Below are 18,881 nucleotides of genomic sequence, written 5' to 3'. Positions count from 1 at the left end.
AATCAAAAATAATAATTACTGATTTTATCGTAATTTATAAAATCAAAAAAACATTAAAAATAACATAGATTTTGAGTTTTCAGACATAGCCTAATAAAATTAGAAATTTTGTGAAATAATGAAATAAATGATATCTTAAAAAATGTGAAAGGATGAAATGTTTGAAAAAACAAATAGTAGAAATATTTAAATATGGAATCTCTGGAACTATTACGACAGTTGTAAATTTATATTTATTAAAAATTTTTATTGATTTTGGAATATATTATGTTTTGGCTAATATTATTTCATATACAATTAGTGTGATTGTTAATTATATTTTAAATCAAAGATATGTTTTTTTAGAATCAGCTAGAGGAAATACCACAGAAGCAAAAAAACAATTTCTAAAGTTTTTAGTTATGAGAGTACTATCACTAATAGTTGACACATTGTTATTCTATATAGCTGTTAGTATATTTGGATTTCCAGTTTATTGGAGTAGATTGATATTAACAACTGTTATGATTCTGGTAACTTTTGTATTAAATAAATGGTTTATATTTATAAAGTAAATAGAGAAAAGGAGAAAGTTATGAAAATGTCAATAATTATACCTTGTTATAATGAGGAAAAAAATATACCATTGATTCTTGAGAAATTTAAAAAAATTATAAAAACAGAAGATATCGAAATAATATTAGTAAATAATGGTTCTACAGATAATTCGGCTGAAGTTTTAAAAGAATTACTTCCTAATTATGAATTTGCTAGAAATGTCAATGTTGATGTAAATCAGGGATATGGTTACGGAATTGTGCAAGGATTAAAAGAAGCAAAAGGGGAATTTATAGGTTGGTTACATGCTGATTTACAAACAGATCCTAATGATGCTTTAAAAGCTTATAAATTATTAGAAGAAAATAATTGGAATAAAAATATTTATATTAAAGGAAGAAGAAGAAAGAGAAAATTAGGAGATAAATTTTTTTCAATGGGTATGTCCATATTTGAAACTTTTTATTTAGGAAAGATATTGACAGAAATAAATGCACAGCCAAATATTTTTCATAAAAACTTTTTTAAAGAATGGAAAAATCCACCAAAAGATTTTTCATTGGATTTGTATGCTCTATATATGGCAAAAAAATTAAAACTAAAAATTAGAAGAATAAATGTTATTTTTCCTAAAAGACTTTATGGAAAATCAAGTTGGAATACAGGATTGAAATCAAAAATAAAATTATCAAAAAGAACATTAGAATTTAGTAAAAATTTAAAAAGACGAAATATAAAATAAAAAAGAGGTAAAATAAGAATGATAATACTAGCTCATAGAGGATATTGGAAAAAAGTATCAGAAAAAAATACTGAATCAGCTTTAAAAAAGGCATTTGTAAAAGGTTATGGAATAGAATCAGATATACGTGATTACGTTGGAAAATTAGTTATATCCCATGATCCAGCAAATAAAAATTGTATGCTCGCAGAAGAACTTTTTAAAGAACTTGCAAAGTATAATAATAATCTTTGTTTTGCTATAAATATAAAAGCGGATGGATTAGGAGAAAAATTATCAAAACTTTTGAAGGAAAATAATATAACAAATTATTTCTGCTTTGATATGTCTGCTCCCCAAATGATATATTATTGTGAAAATGATTTTAATGTGTTTACTAGGCAAAGCGAATATGAAGTTGAGCCTTTATTATTGTATAAAGAATCTCAAGGAGTTTGGATAGATGCTTTTTATGATGATAGTTGGATAACAGAAGAATTGATTTTAAAACATATAAAAAATGGGAAAAAAATATGTCTAGTATCTCCAGAATTACATTCACAGTCATATTTAGATTTTTGGAAGAAATTAAAAGGTTTTAATATAGATTATTCAAAAATTATATTATGTACAGATGTACCTGATGATGCAAACGATTTTTTTAATGAGGAGTTGGTTAAGTAATGATAAAAGCTATTATTTTTGATATGGATGGAGTGCTTATAGAAGCTAAAGATTGGCATTATGAAGCTTTAAATAAAGCTTTATCTCTTTTCGGATATGAAATAAGTAGATATGACCATTTAGTTACTTATGATGGTTTACCAACATCAAAGAAACTTGAAATGCTGAGTATGGAAAGAGGATTGCCAAGGAAATTACATAAATTTATAAATGAATTAAAACAACAATATACAGTAGATAAAATTTTTACAAATTGCTTTCCTATGTTTCACCATGAGTATGCTTTGGCAAAATTAAAAAGTGAAGGATATAAATTAGCTGTTGGGTCTAATTCAATAAGAAACACAATAGATTTGATGATGCAAAAAAGTAATTTAAAAGAATATTTGGATTTCTTTTTGAGCAATCAAGACGTTAAGAAAGGAAAACCGGATCCTGAAATTTACAATAAGGCAATAGAAAAATTGCAGTTAAAGCCAGAAGAATGCATGATTATAGAAGATAATTTTAATGGTATTGCTGCTGCAAAAGCCTCAGGAGCACATGTTATGGAAGTGGAAACAGTTTATGATGTAAATTATGAAAATATAAAGACACATATAAAAAAAGCAGAAGAGGGGGTAATATAAGTGAAAATAATAGTTCCCATGGGTGGAGATAATGAAAGTATTACAACGCAGTATATGCGTTCATTGTATGAAATAGAAAAGAAGACAGTATTACAACATGTTTATGAACATTTATCAGTAATAGATAATGCTGAGTTTATATTTATTGTAAAAAGAGAAGATGTTTATAAATATCATGTAGATGATATGCTAAAGTTATTAGTACCTAATGTTAAAGTAATTATAGCCGAAGGAGAAACAAAAGGATCGGTATGTACTTGTTTATTGGCTATTGATGGAATTAATGATGAAGAACCATTAATTATTGTTGGCGTTGATCAAGTGTTGAATATTAATTTAAATGAAGTTGTAAATAACTTTATTAAAAATGATTATGATGCTGGAACTATTATTTTTGAAGATATTCATCCTAAATGGTCTTATGTGAAATTAGATGAAAATGGTTTTGTTATACAGGCAGCGGAAAAAAGACCAATAAGTAAAAATGCAACAACAGGATTTTATTATTATAGAAAGGCAAAGGATTTTCTTGATTCAGCAACTGCTATGATAAAAAAAGGAGCTAGTGTAAACGGCATTTATTATGTTGCACCTTCATTAAATGAAATGGTTTTGAAACAGAAAAAAATTGGTGTATACAGAGTTGATAAATCAAATTACTTTAATTTGAAAAAGCAAAGTGGAAGAGAAGAATATGAAGATTATTTAAAAGGAGAAAAATAGTGAAGGTATCACACATTAGTAAAATGAAAGGTGGATGGTTTGTAGGAAATTTTGAACCGACACTTTATAAAACCAATGATGCAGAAATTGCAGTTAAAGAATATAAAGCTGGAGATTACGGAGAAAAACATTATCATAAAATAGCAACAGAATTAACAGTGATAGTTAGAGGTATTGTAAAAATGAATGATATCGAATATACTGAGGGAAGTATCATAGTTATGGAACCAGGAGAAAAAACAGATTTTTTAGCAGCAACAGATACGATAACAGTTGTTGTAAAGGTTCCAGGAGTAAATAACGATAAGTATACTGGTTAAAGGAGAGATAAGAAATATGTTAAATATAGTAGTTCCTATGGCAGGAAGAGGAAGTCGATTTGCAAATGCAGGATATAAATTGCCAAAACCATTAATAATGGTTCATGATAAACCGATGATACAATATGTTACAAATAATATAAAACCTAAAAGAGAACACAGATTTATATATCTTTGCTTACAAGAACATATTGAAAAATATGATTTGATAAACAAGTTAGAAGAAATTTCACCCAATTGCATTATTGTTCCTGTTAATGGAATAACAGAAGGAGCAGCTTGTACAGTTTTATTAGCGGAAAAATATATTAATAATGATGATGAAATGATGATTGCAAATTCAGATCAATATGTTGATATTGATATAAATGATTATATTAAAGCTCAAGAAGGATATGATGGTCTTATTATGACAATGAAAGCAGATGATCCAAAATGGTCATTTATAAAATATGATGAAAATAATTTAGTAACAGATGTTCAAGAAAAAGTGGTAATATCTGATGAAGCAACAGTTGGGATATATAACTTTGCTAAGGGGTCAGATTTTGTAAAATATGCAAAACAAATGATAGAAAAAGAAATCCGTGTAAATGGTGAATATTATGTAGCTCCAGTATATAATGAAATGATAAAAGACAATAAGAGAATAACATTTTATAATATTGGAAGTGAAAATAATGGAATGTATGGATTAGGAATTCCAGCAGATTTGAATAAATTTTTAGAAAATCCGATTTCAAAAAAAGAATTTTGAAATAATTTAAAAAATAAAGTTTTAAATTAAAATATGCTTTTCAAAACAGAAATATAAAATATAAAAAAGAAAGTAATAATATGAAAATAGCAGGAACCGTAGTTTGGTATAATCCAAGTAATGAAAATGTTGAAAATATAAATACTTACATTGATTATATAGATAAATTGTATATAATTGATAATTCTAATAAAAATAATACAAAGCTTGTACAAGAAATAAAAAAAATATATAAAATTGAATATATCTCTAATATGAATAATTTAGGAATAGCAAAAGCATTAAATATTGCATGCGAAAAGTCATTTAATGATGGATACAAATGGATACTGACGATGGATCAAGATAGTAAATTTTCTCTTGAAACAATAAATGAATACATGAAATTATTTTTTAAAGAAGATAAGAGTAAAATTGGGATTATAGCACCGAGATATAGTATAAATGGAATAGTTATTCCTAAAAATAAATATAGTGTAATAACTTCAGGAAGTATTTTAAATTTGAATATTTATAAAAAAATAGGAGGATTTTTAGAAAAGTTGTTTATAGATGAAGTTGATCACGAAATATGTTTTAGAATAATAAAAAATGGATATAAAATAATACAGTTTGATGAAGTTATATTAGAGCATGAATTAGGAAATACAGAAATAAAAAAAATATTTAATAGAACATTTTCGGTTAATAATCATTCAGCACTAAGAAGATATTACATTGTTAGAAATAAATTATATGTGAAAAAATTATATCCTCAATTTACTAAGGAATACTATAAAGAAATATTGAAATTATTAGTAAAAATAATTTTATTTGAAAAATTTAAATTTCAAAATATAAAATATATTTTATATGGAATACGAGATTATAAAAAAAATGTTATGGGAAAATACAAAGAGGTAAAATAGATGATATCAGTATGTATAGCAACATATAATGGGGAAAAATATATAAAAGATCAGATAATTACCATATTAAAACAGTTATCATCAAATGATGAAATTGTGATTTCAGATGATTCTTCAATAGATAAAACAATTAAAATTATTGAAAGTTTTAAAGATAAACGAATAAAAATACTAAAAAATAATAAATTTAGACAACCGAATTTAAATTTTGAAAATGCTCTGAGGCATTCGAAAGGAGATATAATTTTTTTATCTGATCAAGATGATGTTTGGGTTGAGAATAAAGTTGAAATAATTCTTAATCAGTTAAAAAAATATGATTTAATTATAAGCGATGCATTTATAACAGACGAGGAATTAAATATTATTAATAATTCATTATTTGATGAGGTAAATTCGAAAAAAGGAATATTAAAAAATATAATAAAGAATACTTATTATGGTTGCTGTATGGCATTTAAAAGAAAGGTTCTTAAAAAAGCCTTGCCATTTCCTAAAAGTCAAGAAATAGGTCATGATTTATGGATAGGACTAGTTTCAGAAAAGTATTATAAAGTAAAATTTATAAATGAAAAACTAATATATTTTAGGCGTCATTCAAATAATGCGACAACAATCAACAAGAGTAAAAGAAGTTTAAAAATAAAAATCATAGGAAGGTATGTTATACTAAAAGAATTATTTAAAAGATTCAGAAAATTAAAAAAGGAGAAAATAAGTAAATGAAAAAAATAAGTATATTGGTATTAATTGGTATTTTGAGTTTGAATACCATTGGATTGGCAGCTAAAAAAAATAAAGTAAATAAAACAGGGAAAACCGGAACAACGAATATAAATAATGAAGATTCAAAAAGTAAAAAAACGATATTGAGTAGATTTTTGAAAAAAAAAGATAAGGATTCTTGGGAATTAGTCTGGAATGATGAATTTGATGGAAATACATTAGATTCGTCTAAATGGTCTTATTGGGAAAATGATTATCCCTCCAAAAATGGAAATTTTGTTGATGAAAATGGAAATTTAGTAGATCAATACGGATTTAAGGCAAAACAGTATTATTTAAGAGATAATGTTAAAGTTAAAAATGGTAATTTAGTTATAGAGCTAAAAAAAGAAGATAATAAAACAGTAAAAATAGATGGAATAGATAGAAAAATTCTTTATAGTTCAGGTGCTATTCATAGTAAAGATAAATATAGTGTTAAATATGGGAAAATAGAAATGAGAGCAGCTATGCCTAAAGGAATAGGAGTTTGGCCTGCATTTTGGACATGGCCATCTGATTATGCTATCAGAAAAATTGGAGACCCTGCAGCCTTAGAAGAAATAGATATTGTAGAAGTTTATGGAGATAATTTAAAAGAAGTCACAGGAACTATCCATGCTTTAAAAGCTGATTCGCAGTATGAATCATTTGTAGGAAATAATTTAAGAATTAAGAAAAATGAAAATCTAGCAGATTTTAATACATATGCTGTAGAGTGGAACGAAAAAGAAATAAAATGGTTTTTTAATGGTAGAAATTACAAAACAATAACAATGAAAGAAGTAGCGAAAAAAACTGATAATACGTTTAAATTACCACACTATCTGATAATAAATGTTGCTTTGAAAAATACTACAGGAAGTGATGGTGATGTAGATTTTCCTACAGAAATGAAAGTAGATTATGTAAGAGTGTACAAGAAAAAGTAGAAAATATTAATCAATATAACAAAAATAATAAAGTAAAAAGGAGATAATTATATGAAAATACTCTTAACTGGCTCCAATGGTCAACTAGGACGCGATTTCCAAAAATTATTTGACAGTTTAAAAATAGAATACATAGCAACTGATTATCAAGAATTGGATATAACAAGTGATAAAAATTTGGAAAAATTTTTTGAAAAAAACAATGATTTTACTCATATAATAAACTGTGCGGCATATAATGATGTGGACAAGGCAGAAATTGACAATAAAGTTTTTTTATTAAATGAACAAGCTCCCCAAAAATTAGCAGAGTTTTCTAAAAAAATAAGTGCAATTTTTGTGACTTATTCAACTGATTTTGTATTTGATGGAAAAAAGGAGAAAGATTATATCGAAGATGATACTCCTACTCCTGTATCTAATTATGGACTTGCAAAGGCAAATGGGGAAAAATTGACTTTGGAAGCTTATGAAAAGTCTTTTGTAATACGGACATCGTGGGTTTTTGGAAAAGCTAATAATAACTTTAATACACAAGTTATCAATTGGAGTAAAACTCGTGACAAATTAAATATAGTTGATGATCAAATTTCTGTTCCAACTTATTCAAAAGATTTGGCAGAGTTTTCGTGGAAATTGATACAAACTGGACAATTTGGATTGTATCATATTACAAATAATGGGACTGCAAGTAAATATGATCAAGCAAAATATGTGCTAGAAAAAATAGGATGGAAAGGGAAGCTTGGAACTACAAAAACAGAAGACTTCAACCTTCCAGCAAAAAGACCTCATTTTTCAAAATTATCTTCTGAAAAAGTTGAAAAATTGTTGGGAGAAAAAATCCCTGATTGGAAAAGTGGAATTGACAGATATTTGGAGGAAATGAGGATAATAAAAAAATAACATAAAAAAGGAATATTCGTCTATAATTTTACTATATTCCTTCATTTTATAGTAAAGCCTATTTAAAATCGAACTATCAAATAGAACAAAAGTAACTGCTTCTTCAAGCGTATTAAAATTATGGGCTATGTCTTCTAATTTTTTCTTTAGGCTAACCCATATTTTTTTTATTGGATTTAAATCTGGGGAATACGGTGGAAGAAATAATAGACAATGCTTGTTTCCTTAATTATCTTTTCTAATATCCTTTTTCTATGAAATCTGGAATTATCCAAACTATTAGAACACTTTTCTTTAATTTTTCAATATCTCTTAAAAATATTTCCCTAAACCATTCTTCAAAATTAAAACTTTTTGTCCTTAACATAGTTTCTATTTTATAATGGGTTTTAGTATTAGATTATTTTATTTAATATTGATTTTTACTATTTTTAATTAGTTTTTTTCTTTTTATTTCGCAGGATTGCTCATTACCGCAAATCCTATCTTGCAGTAAAGGTTTATCCTGATAATTAAAATTGTGGCAAGATTGCTACGCAATACCTATGGCTAGACTACGACTTTTATTTGCCCAACTCCGAACCTCCTCCTTCCAGTCGTCAAACAGTCGTAGTTGAACAAATAAAAGCTCCGTCGATTTATTAAAACAAAAAAATTATATTTTAATTATTTTGAAATACTAGGTTCTTATCCTTTGTTAGAAAAGTTTGTAATAAATTTGTTATTTAAATGGGGTTTAGTATTAATTGCGACATTTTACCAAATTTTTTTAAAAACTAGGGCGTGTCTGAAAACTCAAAATCAATGATATTTTTAATGATTATCAAATAATATACCCATAATCAATGAGTTGAAACATTGCTCTCAGTCTGATACAATAAAAGAAAAGCACAGGAGGCTTCTATCATGCAAAGAAGATATGAAATATCAGATGAACAATGGAATAAAATAAAGCATATGTTTCCCAAGGACGTCCAGGCAAGGATTTACGCCTGATGTTTAATGCTGTGCTATGGATTGCCTGCAGCGGTGCACCTTGGAGAGACCTTCCTGAACGTTTCGGTTCATGGAAGACGGTCTATTCCCGTTTCTGCAAATGGCGTGACGAGGGGACTCTGCTTAAAATATTTGAGCATTTAAGGGAAGATGCCGACTATGAGAACTTGAGCATTGACTCTACAGTAGTTAAAGCCCACCAGAGCAGTGCAGGAGCTAAAAAAGGGCAAAAAATTCAGAAGTGAATCAGCACATCGGGAGAAGCTCAGGTGGAAGGACAACTAAGATCCATGCAGTTGTTGATGGACTTGGAAATCCGCTGTACATAAAACTTACTGCAGGACAGATTCATGATAGTACGCAAGCAATTAAAATATTGTCGCAGCTAAGCATAAAAGACAGCAACATACTGGTAGACAAGGCATACGGAACAAAGGAAGTTCGGGAGTACATAAGAAAACACGGAGGAGAATGTGTAATACCTCCGAAGTCAAATGCAGTAAACAAATGGGAATGCGATTACCATATCTACAAGGAAAGACATCTTGTGGAATGTTTTTTCAATAAGCTTAAACAGTTTCGCAGAATAGGGACACGCTATGATAAGCTGGCAAGCACATTCATAAATTTTATTTATATAGGATGCATAATGATTTTAATAAAATAAATTTAAGTAATCATTAAAAATATCATTGATTTTAAGTTTTCAGACACGCCCTAGTTTTTTTCTTTTTATTTCGCAGGATTGCTCATTGCCGCAAATCCTATCTTGCAGTAAAGGTTTATCCCGATAATTAAAATTGTGGCAAGATTGCTACGCAATACCTATGGCTAGACTACGACTTTTATTTGCCTAACTCCGAACCTCCTCCTTCCAGTCGTCAAACAGTCGTAGTTGAACAAATAAAAGCTCCGTCGATTTATTAAAACAAAAAAATTATATTTTAATTATTTTGAAATACTAGGTTCTTATCTTTTGTTAGAAAAGTTTGTAATAAATTTGTTATTTAAATGGGGTTTAGTATTAATTACGACATTTTACCAAATTTTTTTAAAAACTGATTTCGTGTAAAAATTTTTCAAATGGTGTTGCATAGTTTAAACATTTTCTTGGTCTTGAATTTATCAGTATTAAGGTTTTTATCAATTCTTCTGTTGTTAATCTTCTTTGGGTAAAATTCTCTTAGAAGACCATTGCTGTTTTCATTACAACCTTCTGCCACAAGCAGTATGGTTCTGCAAAATAGAAATCTATTCCCAGCTTTTCCACTTCTTTCCAGTATGAGAAAGAATTCCTTATGTAGAAGTTTTAAATGCTTTTTTTGAAATATTGGTTGTCAGCTGTTTTATTGCATTGAATTTTTTACTTCTATCTTCCTACATAAACTCGCGTCTTTAACTCCACAAATGTCTCTCTTCTTGACGAAACTAACTGAATCGACCCCCGATGTCCAAAAATTTCCTTTGTGCTTACTTCGGACAGTCTTTCTTTAATTGTTTTTCCAATATTAAATTTCCCTCTCGTCTCTTTAGTAACGTTTAGGGAAACATCCAGAAAATCGCTGTACAGCCAGATATAGACAGTTTTAGATGACAATCTTTGCCAGCGAATCTATTTTCAGTCAGAGCCTGTCTTTTATCAGATTTTTCAATTCAGTAGTAATTTTTGAATTTCTTCCTTTATTAGTAGGTTTTATTGTCATCCGACTGAGCATTTTCAAAAGAGTACTCACTATTAATTCTTCTGATTTCACAGTAAATGGTAGCTCTATGTCTATTAAGGATTTTAGAAATTTTATAATTTTCTTTTAGTAAAACCTCTAGTTTATTTCTTCCATTTATGGTAAAATATCTATGGCTCATGATATATTTCCTTTCGTTAATGTTTTAACATTTTAACACGAAATTATCATGAGTTTTTACATTTTTTAAGTTTGTCGCAATATATTATATAATCTATATAAAACAAAAAAATGCAATTCAATATAAATATTGATTTGCACTATATATCACATTTTTAGCTATTCTAATGGTGCCCAGACGCGGAATCGAACCACGGACACAGGGATTTTCAGTCCCTTGCTCTACCGACTGAGCTATCTGGGCAAATGGCGGAAGTGACGAGACTCGAACTCGCGACATCTTGCGTGACAGGCAAGCACTCTAACCAGCTGAGCTACACCTCCAAATAAATGGTGGTCACAACTGGGCTCGAACCAGTGACCCCCTGCTTGTAAGGCAGGTGCTCTCCCAACTGAGCTATGCGACCACATTTTTTAACTACTCAATTAGTATAACATACATTTTTTAATATTTCAACTATTTTTTTAAAATTTTTCTTGATTTTTTATGTAAATACTCAAAATATTTTTCTATCAAACTATTGTTTACTAAACTTTTTCAAAATAAAATAATCAAAAGTTTTAGGTAAAATAGGCATCAATTTTTTATTTTTAGATAATATATTATTTTATTTTGATATTCAGTATTCTAATTTTTACCAGTAAATTTCCCTTCCATATTTTCCAAAAGCGGATAAAATTCTTCCTTCATCATTTGTTTTTATTTGATAAAATTCTACTCTTTTTTTGAATGTTCTGTTTACTTCCTTTACAAGTTCCCTAAAATCTAGTCTGCTATTGGCTGTAAAATAAAATATTAACTTGCTTTCGTCAAATGTATATTCTCCAATAACGAGATTCATTTCAGGAAGAAGTCTTTTTACAATTTTTTTACATTTAAAATAGGCATCATCAGCTTTTTTGTCCAATTCTATTAATTTTTCGATTTCTTTAGTTGATAATTTTCGTTTTACTTCCCTAATTTTTAAATCATTTTGTTCATCTTTTTCTTTATTTAAGGAAAGTCCTAAAACTATTCCAATCTGTTCACCACGAATTGTATCTACAAGTACGTGATCTCCTTTTTTATAATCTTCTGTATCGTTTATCATAAATGGATAAACTTTTTTTGTTTTTCTAAATTTTATATTTATTATTTTCATAATATTCCACCTTCTAAAAAACTGAAATACCCCTGTTCACTTATTATTAAATGGTCTAACAAACGTATTTCCATACTTTCAAATACTTCTTTAACTTTTTTTGTCAGCAAAATGTCAGAATCTGAAGGTTTGAGTGAACCTGCGGGATGATTATGCACTAAAATGACTGATTTTGCGTTATATTCTAATATTTTTTTTATTAGTTCCCTAATATAAATAGTACTTCTGTCAATTGTACCATAAAATAATTCTTCTTCTTTCATTAATTCATTTTGTGTATTTAAAAATAACACTTTAAAAACTTCGATATCCCTTTTTAAAAGAGAGCATTTTAAATAATTTAGTAATTTAATGTTGCTTGTTATTGAAATTTTTTTATTATGTATTTTTTTATACAGCCCGTTTTCTATAATTTCAGATAAAAGTTTTAAAAAAACAACAGTTCTTTCAGTCATATATTTATTTTTTTGCAATTCTTCTTCTGATTGCTGTAAAATTGTATACAAATCCCCATATTTTTTTAATAGATTTTTTGCAATTCCTCTGCAATTTTTTCTAATAACTGTATATGTAAGCAGCAGTTCCAAAAGCTCGTAGTCTAGAAATCCCTTTGTTCCTGTTGAAAGAAATCTTTGCCTTAATCTTTCCCGATGTCCTTTTTCCTGTTCTTCACTCAATTTTTCCTTTAATATTGCTAACTTTTTATTTTCCCCCATCATTTTTCCCCCAAAAAATGTTTATGTGAATAGTTTATCATAAAACTAAAAAAATAACAATATTTAAAAATTTTTAAACTTAAATAAGGGGAGTTCAATTGAGTCCCCTTACTTAAAATATCCTATTCGTAATCTCTGTCAATTCTTACTTTTCGTAAAATCATACCTTCCTTAGCTTTTATGTTTAGCTTAATTTTTCCATTAGAACTTGTTCTGAATGTTCTGCCTTCTGTTACCAGATCTATAAATCTTTCATCTTGATAATGCGTTTCAAATTCCACATTTTCCCAATCATTAAAAGAATTATTTATTACAACTATTATAGAATAATCTTCAATTACTCTCTCGTAAACGATTATATCTTTTTCATTATCTGCCATAATTTCTCTGAATTTACCATAGACAAGAGTTTTATTTTGAAGTCTTATACGAATTAATTTTTTATACCATTCAAATAAGTCACTGTCAACTTTTTGTTCGTAACTTTCATTTTGGTTAATATGTGACGGATTTTTTTCATTATCGTATAAAAATTCCTTCCATAACATTGGTTTTCGGCAATATGGGTCAGTTGCTCCCCACATTCCGATTTCATCGCCGTAAAATAGCATTGGTGCTCCAATATATGTCATTTGGAATATTGAGATTAATTTAAGTATGTCTTTTGGCTTAATTGGGCTGTTTCGCCAGTCTATTGTTGTGTTTGGATGATAATTTGAAGCTAGGTCTGGACGTATTCCATTATATCCTTTTTCTAGCTGTTTTCCTTCTTCCAGATTTCTTCCAACTACATCATTTACGATTCTCGAATAAAGCCTGTCAGTATCGTGTGAACCATTTAAATTCTGACTTGCTTGCAATGCTTGATATGGATACCAAGTTCTTTTTTCCCGCAGCTCATTGAAAAAGTCTTGTGCCTTCAGTTTATATCTTACTCCACCTTCGCGACTTTGATTAATAAAAAATCCAATAACTGTTTTTAACCATTCATAGTTCATTACAGTATCAAATTTATTTCCACCATTAATATCACCTGAAGCATTTCCCCAAAGTTCTGCAGTTATGTAGGAATCTTTTTTGCTACCTTTTACAACTTCACGCCATTCATTCCAGAAATTTTGGTTTTCCAGACAATTTGGAACATCTAGACGCCAACCATCTATTCCGTCATCTTCCATCCAGTTTTCACTTTCTTTTCCGTCAGGTCCGTACATCCATTTTCTTGTTATATTGAAAATATATTCCTTGTATTCCTGATTAAATGTGTTAAATTCCGGAAGTGAATCAAAACCTCCCCAAGCATTGTAAATAGTTCTTTTTCTATTTGCAATCAAAGTTTCAAATGCTTGTTCATCGCTCATTTCATCTGTAATTGGAACATGCTGCCCAAAATCTGTGAATTTGTACCAGTCCTTGTATTTAGAGCTTTCTCCGTCAGCAAGCACCATATTAAACGTCCAGTGATCACTGCTGCTATGATTGAAAACCCCGTCAAATATTACACGAATACCATTTCTGTGAAGTTCCTTTATCAAATCTACCATTATTAAATCTGATTCTGTCCATACCCAAGTTGATGGCTCCTCTGTTTCTCCGTATCCATTTTTTCCACGATTTTCACCCTTCAAATTTACTTCCAGAAGTTTTAGCTCACTACTTGTTGAAGCTTTATTTCCAAGGACATCTATATACGATTTGTTCCCATATTTATTATTTTTACTAATTTCTACACCATGAGTTTTTCCGCTTGTTTTTATCGTTCCAAAGTCAGGCGAAATATGTCTAAAGTCATTTGCTCCATATTTATGGTTTTGATGTGAGAAAAATACTGGATTTAGCCAGATAGCGTTAATTCCCAGCTCTTTCATATATGGTATTTTTTCTTTTATTCCCTGTAAGTCTCCACCGTACATTCTGGCATATTTCAAGCTGTAGTCAATTTCACGCTCTCCCAGTTTTTCCCAAATTACTTGTTCTTTAAAATCAGCAGTCCAACGGTTTCTATCAAAATGGCTAATTACATTATTACTTTTTTCCCATTTGTAATCTTCTATAAAGTTTTGCTCATGAAGTCTATTTTGTTTAAATGCTTCTGGACCAAATTCATTGAAAATAGGGTCATTGTAGTGATTTCCGTTGTAAAATCTGTCTGGGAAGATATTATACCAGATTGCTTCTTTTGCCCAATTTGGTACATGAAATAGCTGTATGTCCTTGGATGTTGTATTTACAATAAGTCTTTTTGGCTTGCTGTAGCTCAATGTTTTTCCATTAAAATAAGCTCTTGAACCATTATCTTCAAGAATAAAATAATACAAAAGTTTCTTGGCTTCTTTTCCGAAATTTATTATTCTTTCAAAATAATCAAATCCATTCGTTTTATCCTGATATCTTTCCAGTTCATAAATCATTTCATAGTTATCTTCTTCGTGTAAAACAACGCTAATATATGCACGTTCCACATCATTCATCTGAGTTCTTATTTTAAATTCATATTCACTATCTGACAATTTGTTAAAATACTGTAAACTTTCATAATCGTGAACTATTGCCTTTAAATGGCTATTTTTATCAATCGCTTCATAAACAAATTTTCCAGTTCCTAAATCTCCCTGTGCAAATAATGCTCCATTTTCTCCAATAACCAATTTTTTATTTTCATTTTCAGGATGCCATTTTCCGTCAATTAAATATTTGTATTCGTAAACACCTTCAGGTGCAGCCAATACGACTTCATAATTTGTTCCTTCAAAATGACGAACTGGTTCCGGATCGGTTTTCCAGCTATTAAAATTACCTGCAATTTCTACATTAGTTGCTTCTGTCAGTCCAAAATCGGAAATATCCAGATTCATTCTGTAAAATTTCATTTTTGTCAATGAAAATGTCTTTTTTACAGGAGAATATTCTACATAAATATCTATTCCCTTTTGAAATCCTGTTATAGATTTTGGAGGCAAATTTTCATCTACTACTGCTTCAAATCTTTTTGCAAATGGTGCTGTATGACTGTAAGTTACACCGCTTATGGCATTATTTTCTTCATTTTTTATTTCAAAAAAATAGCTTCCAGACTCTACACTTCCCCATTTATAGATATAATTTTCGCCTTTTTGCTTTAAATCTTCTTCTTTATAGAATTTATTATCTTTATAAATTATAATTTTATACTGCATATCTTCTCTCCTAATTTCTCTACTCTTTTCCTATTTCAATTCAAAAAACACTTTGTATGCTCTATATGTTTCATATAAGTCCGCTTTTGATGAAATCTCAAACAAAGAGTGCATTGATAAAAGTGAAGGCCCTGCATCTATCGTTCTGATTCCATAATAAGCCAAGAACTTAGCAACAGTACCGCCTCCACCTTCATCTACCTTTCCAAATCCTCCAGATTGGTATTTAATATCATTCTTATCAAATATTTGTCTTATTTCCTGAATAAACTCTGCATCGGCATCATTTGCCATAACTTTCCCGCGGCTTCCCGTATATTTTGCGAATGCCAGCCCATAAGATAGTCTTGCCGCATTTTCCACATCGTGAACTGATTTAAACACTGGATTCAATGCAGCCGTAACATCTGATGACAAGGCTTTTGAGTTCCACAAAGTTTCTCTTAATATCTGATCATTGTAATTTTTTTCTGTAAGTGAAAGCATTTTTCCAACAACATATTCAGGCAATGTTGATTTCAGGCTTGTCGAGCCTTCACTTCCAATTTCTTCTTTATCCGTCAAATACACCATAACAGTTTTCTCAGTTTCCTTAACATCAAACAAGGCTCTAAGCGAAGTATATGCACAAATTCTGTCATCTTGCCCATATCCTCCTATCATGCTCTTATCAAGCCCCACATCCCGCAATTTCCCAGTAGGCACAACTTCCAGCTCCGCCGTAAAGAAATCATCTTCTTCTATTCCGTAATCTTTTTTCAATTTATCAAGCACAAACTGCTTTATCTTTTTATTTACATTTTCATCATTTAAAGGCATATTTCCAAATAATAATTTTAACTCTTCGCCTTTTATCACATCTCTAGCTTTTCTGTTATCCTGTACATTATACGCCAAATGTGGCAATATATCAGGCATGCTGAATACAGGCTCATCATCATTTTCCCCAATCGAAAGTGTCACTTTTTCTCCATTTTTTAAGAAAACTACACCATGTAATGCTAGCGGAGTTGCAGCCCATTGATATTTTTTTATTCCACCATAATAATGCGTGTTTAGTAGTGCAAATTCTTCTTCTTCCATTATCGGATTTGGCTTTAAATCCAGTCTTGGCGAATCCACGTGAGAAACAATCATATTAATTCCACTTTTTATATCATTTCCAACAATTACTGCAATAATATTTTTATTTCTGTTGTTAAAATAAATTTTATCTCCCTTTTTCAATTCATTTTTTTCATTAATGTCAACAAATCCGTTTTTCTTTAACTCTTTTTCCGTCAAATCCACAAATTCTCTTTCAGTTTTTGCAGAATCCAAATATTTTTTATACTTTTCAGCAAATTCAAAAATTACTTCCTTTTGTTCATCAGTATAATTTTTCCACAAATTTTCCTTTGTCATTTTACATCCTTTCCAGAGCTGCTGCTCTAAAAGTAGAATAATTTTTTTTACAAAAAAAACAATAAAAGATGGCGACTTGAAAAAATATCCCAAATCAGCCACCTTCTTTCATAATCAATTCTTCAATTTATACAAATTATTTAACTTCATTTAATTTTTTTTCCAATTCTTTTCCAGCTTCTTCATATCCAGGTTTTCCTAACAATGCAAACATATTTTTCTTATATGCTTCTACTCCAGGCTGATCAAATGGATTTACACCTAAAAGATATCCGCTCACTCCGCACGCTTTTTCAAAGAAATAGAATGTATATCCTAAATGATAAGGAGTAGCTTCAGGAATGTTTACACCTAAGTTAGGTACATTTCCGTCAATATGTGCCAAAATTACCCCATCAGTTGCTTTTTTATTTACATAATCCAATGTTTTCCCAGCAATAAAGTTTAATCCGTCAAGATTATCCTTGTCGCTTTCAATGACAAATTCCACTTCAGGTTTTCCAATAGAAACTACTGTTTCAAAGAACAATCTTTGTCCTTCCTGAATATATTGTCCCAATGAATGTAAGTCTGCCGAAAAATCTGCTGAAGTTGGATACAATCCTTTTCCGTCTTTTCCTTCAGATTCTCCAAACAGCTGTTTCCACCATTCTGCCAAATAATGAACTCTTGGCTCATAATTTACCATTAATTCCAAGTGTTTTCCTTTTCTGTGTAAAATATTTCTAACAGCCGCATATTGTAAAGCCTGATTTTCATCCATATTTTTGTTTGCAAAGTCATTCATTGCATCTTTTGCTCCAGCCATCAAATCATCAATATTAATTCCAGCCGCAGCAATTGGTAAAAGTCCTACTGCAGTCAATACAGAAAATCTTCCTCCAACGTTGTCAGGTACAACAAAAGTTTCGTATCCTTCAGCTGTTGCAAGTGTTTTTAATGCTCCACGCTCTTTATCTGTTGTAGCGTAAATTCTTTTTGCAGCTTCTTCTTTTCCATATTTTTCTTCCAGCATTTTTTTGAACACTCTGAATGCAATCGCAGGTTCAGTTGTAGTTCCAGATTTTGAAATTACGTTTACTGAAAAATCTCTATCTCCAACAACTTCAATTAAATGCTGCAAATAAACACCGCTCATATTTGTTCCTGCAAAATAAATTTCAGGAGTTTTTCTTTTATCTTTTGGCAAGTTATTGTAAAAGCTGTGTGATAAAAACTCAATTGCAGCTTTTGCCCCTAAATAAGATCCTCCAATTCCGATTACTATTAAAACCTCTGAATCATTTTTAATTTTTTCAGCCGCCTTTTTAATTCTAGCAAATTCATCTTTATTATAATTTTCAGGCAAGTCAACCCATCCTAAAAAGTCATTTCCTGCTCCTGTTTTTGAAGTCAGCACTTCATTTGCCAATTCCACATACGGTTTAATTTGTTTTAGTTCATTTTCGTTAAAAAAATTTTTTGCAAATTGATAATTAAAATTCAATTTTTCCATATTTTTTCTCCTTTAATATAAATATTTTATTTTTCAGATTTTCTTAAATCAAAAAATCCCTCTCGTTTCACACATAGTAACGCAACTTTAAAATCAAACAATATTATAAATTTAAAAACTTAAATTATTTTTTCAACTAAAGTATAGCAAAAAAAGCACTTTTTTTCAAATTTTTCCAGTTATATTTTGCAATTTTAAAAAATATTTC

19 protein-coding genes, 3 tRNA genes and 1 pseudogene are annotated in these 18,881 nt (G+C 29.3%); 12 read left to right on the top strand and 11 right to left on the bottom strand.

All coding sequences use genetic code 11. The features are described 5' to 3' along the window. Positions 1–161 precede the first annotated feature (161 nt). The 11 genes from LEBU_RS10760 to rfbD all read left to right on the top strand — a co-directional run bounded on the left by LEBU_RS10760 (position 162) and on the right by rfbD (position 7,882). Positions 162–554 (top strand): GtrA family protein, encoded by a 393-nt coding sequence (locus LEBU_RS10760; RefSeq protein ID WP_015770345.1) that lies wholly within the window; start codon positions 162–164, stop codon positions 552–554. 20 nt (positions 555–574) lie between these two features. Continuing rightward, positions 575–1,279: a glycosyltransferase family 2 protein gene (locus tag LEBU_RS10755; RefSeq protein ID WP_015770344.1), complete on the top strand. Its 705-nt coding sequence runs from the start codon at positions 575–577 to the stop codon at positions 1,277–1,279. A gap of 18 nt (positions 1,280–1,297) precedes the next feature. Beyond that, positions 1,298–1,942, top strand: a complete 645-nt coding sequence (locus LEBU_RS10750; RefSeq protein WP_015770343.1) for a PI-PLC domain-containing protein — start codon at positions 1,298–1,300, stop codon at positions 1,940–1,942. Next, positions 1,942–2,571: an HAD family hydrolase gene (locus LEBU_RS10745; RefSeq protein ID WP_015770342.1), complete on the top strand. Its 630-nt coding sequence runs from the start codon at positions 1,942–1,944 to the stop codon at positions 2,569–2,571. Before LEBU_RS10750 ends, LEBU_RS10745 begins: the two co-directional genes overlap by 1 nt. Further along, complete coding sequence (locus LEBU_RS10740; RefSeq protein WP_015770341.1) at positions 2,572–3,294, top strand: glycosyltransferase family 2 protein; 723 nt, start codon at positions 2,572–2,574, stop codon at positions 3,292–3,294. Next, positions 3,294–3,614 carry a hypothetical protein gene (locus LEBU_RS10735; RefSeq protein ID WP_015770340.1) on the top strand — a complete coding sequence of 107 codons (321 nt, stop codon included), beginning with the start codon at positions 3,294–3,296 and terminating at the stop codon, positions 3,612–3,614. The genes LEBU_RS10740 and LEBU_RS10735 overlap by 1 nt, the downstream gene beginning before the upstream one ends. 16 nt (positions 3,615–3,630) lie before the next feature. Then, positions 3,631–4,371: a glycosyltransferase family 2 protein gene (locus LEBU_RS10730; RefSeq protein ID WP_015770339.1), complete on the top strand. Its 741-nt coding sequence runs from the start codon at positions 3,631–3,633 to the stop codon at positions 4,369–4,371. A gap of 80 nt (positions 4,372–4,451) precedes the next feature. Next, positions 4,452–5,279 (top strand): glycosyltransferase family 2 protein, encoded by an 828-nt coding sequence (locus tag LEBU_RS10725; RefSeq protein ID WP_015770338.1) that lies wholly within the window; start codon positions 4,452–4,454, stop codon positions 5,277–5,279. Continuing rightward, positions 5,280–6,005 carry a glycosyltransferase family 2 protein gene (locus tag LEBU_RS10720; protein WP_015770337.1) on the top strand — a complete coding sequence of 242 codons (726 nt, stop codon included), beginning with the start codon at positions 5,280–5,282 and terminating at the stop codon, positions 6,003–6,005. Next, positions 6,002–6,976 carry a glycoside hydrolase family 16 protein gene (locus LEBU_RS10715; RefSeq protein ID WP_015770336.1) on the top strand — a complete coding sequence of 325 codons (975 nt, stop codon included), beginning with the start codon at positions 6,002–6,004 and terminating at the stop codon, positions 6,974–6,976. Before LEBU_RS10720 ends, LEBU_RS10715 begins: the two co-directional genes overlap by 4 nt. A gap of 51 nt (positions 6,977–7,027) precedes the next feature. Continuing rightward, positions 7,028–7,882, top strand: a complete 855-nt coding sequence (gene rfbD / locus LEBU_RS10710; protein WP_015770335.1) for a dTDP-4-dehydrorhamnose reductase — start codon at positions 7,028–7,030, stop codon at positions 7,880–7,882. Here the strand turns inward: rfbD and LEBU_RS12320 are convergent. Together LEBU_RS12320 and LEBU_RS12380 are read right to left on the bottom strand one after the other, a co-directional pair. Continuing rightward, positions 7,781–8,053: a hypothetical protein gene (locus LEBU_RS12320; RefSeq protein WP_083767547.1), complete on the bottom strand. Its 273-nt coding sequence runs from the start codon at positions 8,051–8,053 to the stop codon at positions 7,781–7,783. The genes rfbD and LEBU_RS12320 overlap by 102 nt on opposite strands. A gap of 67 nt (positions 8,054–8,120) precedes the next feature. Beyond that, the gene (locus LEBU_RS12380; RefSeq protein ID WP_275268739.1) at positions 8,121–8,249 is read right to left on the bottom strand and encodes a hypothetical protein; all 129 of its coding nucleotides are present in this window, start codon (positions 8,247–8,249) and stop codon (positions 8,121–8,123) included. 539 nt (positions 8,250–8,788) lie between these two features. Between LEBU_RS12380 and LEBU_RS11800 the strand changes: the two are divergent. Then, a pseudogene (locus LEBU_RS11800) lies at positions 8,789–9,545 on the top strand (IS5 family transposase). Between the two features lie 702 nt (positions 9,546–10,247). Here LEBU_RS11800 and LEBU_RS11925 read toward each other — a convergent pair. From LEBU_RS11925 to LEBU_RS10655, 9 genes are all read right to left on the bottom strand, one after another. Further along, positions 10,248–10,475, bottom strand: a complete 228-nt coding sequence (locus LEBU_RS11925) for a hypothetical protein (protein WP_157859525.1) — start codon at positions 10,473–10,475, stop codon at positions 10,248–10,250. A 433-nt stretch (positions 10,476–10,908) separates the two neighbouring features. Continuing rightward, positions 10,909–10,984 (bottom strand) — tRNA-Phe (locus tag LEBU_RS10690). 3 nt (positions 10,985–10,987) lie between these two features. Then, positions 10,988–11,064, bottom strand: a tRNA-Asp gene (locus tag LEBU_RS10685). Between the two features lie 7 nt (positions 11,065–11,071). Continuing rightward, positions 11,072–11,147, bottom strand: a tRNA-Val gene (locus LEBU_RS10680). 228 nt (positions 11,148–11,375) lie between these two features. Further along, entirely contained in the window at positions 11,376–11,882 is a 507-nt protein-coding gene (gene ricT / locus LEBU_RS10675; RefSeq protein WP_015770333.1) for a PSP1 family protein, read from the bottom strand. Then, positions 11,879–12,601: a RadC family protein gene (gene radC / locus LEBU_RS10670; RefSeq protein ID WP_015770332.1), complete on the bottom strand. Its 723-nt coding sequence runs from the start codon at positions 12,599–12,601 to the stop codon at positions 11,879–11,881. Before radC ends, ricT begins: the two co-directional genes overlap by 4 nt. Before the next feature lie 119 nt (positions 12,602–12,720). After that, a complete protein-coding gene (locus LEBU_RS10665) occupies positions 12,721–15,774 on the bottom strand; it encodes an alpha-amylase family glycosyl hydrolase (RefSeq protein ID WP_015770331.1) in 3,054 nt (1,017 codons plus the stop codon). 30 nt (positions 15,775–15,804) lie between these two features. Then, complete coding sequence (locus LEBU_RS10660) at positions 15,805–17,178, bottom strand: aminopeptidase (RefSeq protein WP_015770330.1); 1,374 nt, start codon at positions 17,176–17,178, stop codon at positions 15,805–15,807. Between the two features lie 136 nt (positions 17,179–17,314). Next, positions 17,315–18,673, bottom strand: coding sequence for a glucose-6-phosphate isomerase (locus LEBU_RS10655; RefSeq protein ID WP_015770329.1), 1,359 nt, complete (start codon positions 18,671–18,673; stop codon positions 17,315–17,317). Between the last annotated feature and the right edge of the window lie 208 nt (positions 18,674–18,881).

Origin of the sequence: Leptotrichia buccalis C-1013-b, from assembly GCF_000023905.1 — a bacterium.
Taxonomy (GTDB): Bacteria; Fusobacteriota; Fusobacteriia; order Fusobacteriales; family Leptotrichiaceae; genus Leptotrichia; species Leptotrichia buccalis.
This window is presented reverse-complemented; position numbering and strand designations above follow the sequence as displayed.